Genomic DNA, 3,582 nt, shown 5'->3' with positions numbered 1-3,582 from the left:
ACAACGTTTAAATCAGCGCCCAAGAAAAAGACTCGGCTTTAAAAGTCCGAGTCAGGTATTATGGCAACAACATGGCGTTGCACTTCAACTGCTAATCTAAGATAAATAAAAAAGCCCTCAAATGAGGGCTAATTTATATCTATTTATGATTTTTAAACTTAACCACTACTCTATCATTGCTATCGAGTAACTTTAATTCTGTCCTGCTAGCGTCATAGCTAACCACCTGACTTAATGCCTGGGAAAACTTTTGAGGCAAATCGGTCGTAGTTGAACATACGTTATTTTCTACTGCTTTTAGATTTGCAAATTTAATCTGAGTTCCCATAACGGCATAACCACCCATAAATTGGTTACAGCCATCGGTGCCGCTTACTTCACTGCTATCAAACTTTATAGTTGGAACAGCAGACTGGGCCGGGTCAGCTTTATAAACGACTTGATTGATTTCCGTTAAGACCCAATTTCTATTTTGCAATTGAGCTAAATTTCGATCGGTAGATGGATTTGGCATGGATGTATTACAACCCACCAACGTTAAAGAAGAGACTATACTTGTGGCTAGAATAATTTTTCTTAACATTGCTTTTCTCCAATTAATTTCTATTTAATAATTTAATATCTAAAGATAATTGTGAGGCAGTTAAAACAAATAGTATTTTATGGAATATTCTTAGAATTCATTTGATTGTTAACTAATCATCTACAAGAGTTGATCGGAAAATAAACATGTATTGCTTTAGGTAAACAGGACAGCTTAAGCGATAAAAGTAACCATAAACTCAACTATACGGGTATGATCAGAATTATTTATTCATTCTATATTTGTTATATAAGTGGTTTAAACAGTTTTCAATCAGTAAGCTTTCAACTCATTACTATTTAATCTTAATCCTTTAATCTTCATCTGCTAAATTGTCTGAAGGGCAAAAAGTTATATATTTTACTTATGAGTGATAAATTTCAGGCGTAAAAAAAGCCCTTAACGGGCTTTTTTCAATACAACAAATTAGTTAGCTAAAGCTTTAACTTGTGCATTCAAACGGCTCTTATGACGAGCAGCTTTGTTTTTATGGATGATGCCTTTATCAGCCATACGGTCAATTACAGGTACCGCAGTTTTATATGCTTCTGAAGCAGCAGCATAATCACCAGCAGCGATTGCAGCTATTGTACGTTTAAGATAAGTACGAACCATAGAACGTAAGCTAGCGTTGTGTTTGCGTGCTTTAACGTTTTGACGAGCACGTTTTTTAGCTTGAGCAGAGTTTGCCACTCGTGCACTCCTTGAATTAGATTGGTCTGGGCGGGCTGAAATTGCAACTGAAAACCTTCATCAGAAGAATTATCACCAGCCCGTAAACAAGTGCCATATTGTGATTAAACTATGAGGCTAAGTCAAGTCTTGACTTGCTTTGACAACATTTTAGATGCATAAAAATTCTAAAGAAACCGTTAGATTAGTAATAACTTAAAGAGATTGCTTAAAAAATGACTAAATCAATTAAAAGTGCAATTGTGATTGGAGCAACGGGTTTAGTAGGTCGTGAGCTACTAAATCAACTTAATCGTACAGAAAGTTGCCAGAAAATTACCGCAGTTGTCCGTCATGAAGATTCTGCACTCAAACGCCTAGAAAAAGTACAGCAATTTATTCTGGATGATTTTCTGTTACTCAATGATGAAGATACAAATGGATATAGCCATGCATTTAGCTGTTTAGGGACAACGCTGAAAAAAGCCGGATCCAAGCAAAAATTTAATGATATTGATTATGAAATTAATGTACATTTTGCCGACTTGTTTGAATCGACGGATACCCATTACCTGCTGATCAGCGCGATGGGAGCAAATATTCACTCAAATTTTTTCTATAACAGAGTGAAAGGTGAACTGGAAAAGCATATCCAGAGTTTAAATCTGCAATGTGTATCGATATTGCGACCCTCCTTACTGTTAGGGGAGCGTCCAGAACAACGAAGTCTGGAAGACCTGACTCAAAAGCTCTATCAAAAATTCTCGCATCTGGTTCCCGACTCATTCAAATATAAGCCAGTGACAGCAGCACAAGTAGCTCATACTATGGTCGAGGCAGCGCAAACTCAAACTGAAAAGTTTGAAATTTATGATAATTTACGCATACAAAATTCTAAATGAGGGAGCTGAAAAGTGTCTAATGCAGCATTTGTAACTTGCGATTTACTTGATGACAATCCAGAGAAAGACATTCAAGTGGTGACGCCATCCATGGATGGTAAATTTTTTAAAAGCTATGGTGCACGCAAAAGCTTTGGTGGTCAGGTCGTGACGGTTAAATGCTTTGAAGATAATTCCCGGGTAAAAGAGCTGCTTGCGACTGATGGTACCGGTAAAGTGCTGGTGGTAGATGGCGGGGCTTCAATGCGCTGTGCCTTGATGGGCGATATGATTGCAGAGTCAGCGGTTAAGCATCATTGGAACGGTGTGGTTATTTACGGCTGTGTACGCGATGTAGATGCGATTGCTGAATTGGATCTGGGCGTGCATGCATTGGCTGCAATTCCACAAAAAAGTAATCGCAAAGGCATAGGCGAAGTTGATTTAACTTTGTATTTTGGTGGGGTAAGCATCAATTCTGGCGATTATATCTATGCAGATAACAATGGCATTGTGGTCGCAAAAGAAAAATTAGTCGATTTATAACGACAATGGCATAAGGATAAAAATGGTGAATCATCAAATTAAAGTTGTACAGGCTTTGGCTTCAGCTTTGACTGCAGGTGGACGCGGAGTCAGTGGTACTGCATTTCCGAAACAGCCGGAAAAATTACTCAAACTTTACGAGTTTGAAGGTTCACCATTTTGCCGTCGTGTACGTGAAGTCCTGACCTTGTTGAATTTGGATTATGAAGTCTATCCTTGTCCAAAAGGTGGGCAGAAGTACCGAAAAATTGTCAAAGAAAAAGGTGGGAAAAAACAATTTCCATTCTTTATTGATGAAAACTCCGGTACTCAAATGTATGAGTCACAAGAGATCATCCATTATTTATTTAAACATTATGGCAAAACTGGAAAAACACCGAAAAAATTTGCCCAATATCCCAAAATTCCTGTGGCTGCCTTGGCTGGAACCCTTATTAATGGCGCACGTGGGGTTTGGATTAATAAAAAAATTACGGATCGTGAAGCACCAGCACAACTTTTAGAATTATGGGGTTTTGAAGCGAGTCCATTTACACGTGTTGTACGTGGGGTATTAACTGAACTAGAACTTCCATTCATATTCCATAATGTCCCTAAAGAGCGCTGGCAAGATATGGGGCCTGCAGCTTTACGCCTCAAGCCAGGAAAATATCAAGCTCTAAAAGGGGGCAAGCGCGAAAGAGTGGTTGAGCTTATGGGGCGTGATATCCAGGTTCCTTATTTGGTCGACCCGAATACTGGAGTGAAAATGTTTGAGTCAGCAGATATTGTGAAATATTTGAAAAAACAATATAGCTGAATAGGGTCTGTTGACATTTGTTGCTTAAAAAAATAGCGAGGTAGTAAAATTAAATCGCCAAACCCAATTTTACTCTCGCTATGCCTCGTACAATGCTGAAT

The 3,582-nt window shown here is 38.3% G+C and carries 5 protein-coding genes; 3 read left to right on the top strand and 2 right to left on the bottom strand.

All coding sequences use genetic code 11. The features are described from left to right. Positions 1–139: 139 nt before the first annotated feature. Positions 140–583 (bottom strand): META domain-containing protein, encoded by a 444-nt coding sequence (locus ACU0NF_RS11795; RefSeq protein WP_445661236.1) that lies wholly within the window; start codon positions 581–583, stop codon positions 140–142. Positions 584–1,009: 426 nt separating this feature from the next. Continuing rightward, positions 1,010–1,276 carry a 30S ribosomal protein S20 gene (rpsT, locus tag ACU0NF_RS11790; protein ID WP_131266479.1) on the bottom strand — a complete coding sequence of 89 codons (267 nt, stop codon included), beginning with the start codon at positions 1,274–1,276 and terminating at the stop codon, positions 1,010–1,012. 215 nt (positions 1,277–1,491) lie between these two features. On the opposite strand from rpsT, the gene ACU0NF_RS11785 reads away from it, so the two are divergent. Genes ACU0NF_RS11785 through ACU0NF_RS11775 form a run of 3 tightly spaced genes read left to right on the top strand, consistent with a single transcriptional unit; the run spans position 1,492 to position 3,481 of the window. Next, positions 1,492–2,157 carry an SDR family oxidoreductase gene (locus tag ACU0NF_RS11785; RefSeq protein WP_445661235.1) on the top strand — a complete coding sequence of 222 codons (666 nt, stop codon included), beginning with the start codon at positions 1,492–1,494 and terminating at the stop codon, positions 2,155–2,157. A 12-nt stretch (positions 2,158–2,169) separates the two neighbouring features. Beyond that, positions 2,170–2,682, top strand: coding sequence for a ribonuclease E activity regulator RraA (gene rraA, locus ACU0NF_RS11780; RefSeq protein ID WP_445661234.1), 513 nt, complete (start codon positions 2,170–2,172; stop codon positions 2,680–2,682). A 22-nt stretch (positions 2,683–2,704) separates the two neighbouring features. Further along, on the top strand, positions 2,705–3,481 hold the full coding sequence (locus tag ACU0NF_RS11775; protein WP_445661233.1) for a glutathione S-transferase N-terminal domain-containing protein: 777 nt from the start codon (positions 2,705–2,707) through the stop codon (positions 3,479–3,481). The last annotated feature ends 101 nt before the right edge of the window (positions 3,482–3,582 follow it).

The organism is Acinetobacter sp. F16, from assembly GCF_052712855.1.
Note: the sequence above shows the minus strand (reverse complement) of the source record. Positions and strands in the feature narration are given on the sequence as shown.

What these genes read in the sequence shown, in the direction of transcription:
- ACU0NF_RS11795 (WP_445661236.1), bottom strand. Translation starts at nt 583, where the DNA reads ATGTTAAGAAAAATTATTCTAGCCACAAGTATAGTCTCTTCTTTAACG.
- ACU0NF_RS11775 (WP_445661233.1), top strand. Translation starts at nt 2,705, where the DNA reads ATGGTGAATCATCAAATTAAAGTTGTACAGGCTTTGGCTTCAGCTTTG.
- ACU0NF_RS11785 (WP_445661235.1), top strand. Translation starts at nt 1,492, where the DNA reads ATGACTAAATCAATTAAAAGTGCAATTGTGATTGGAGCAACGGGTTTA.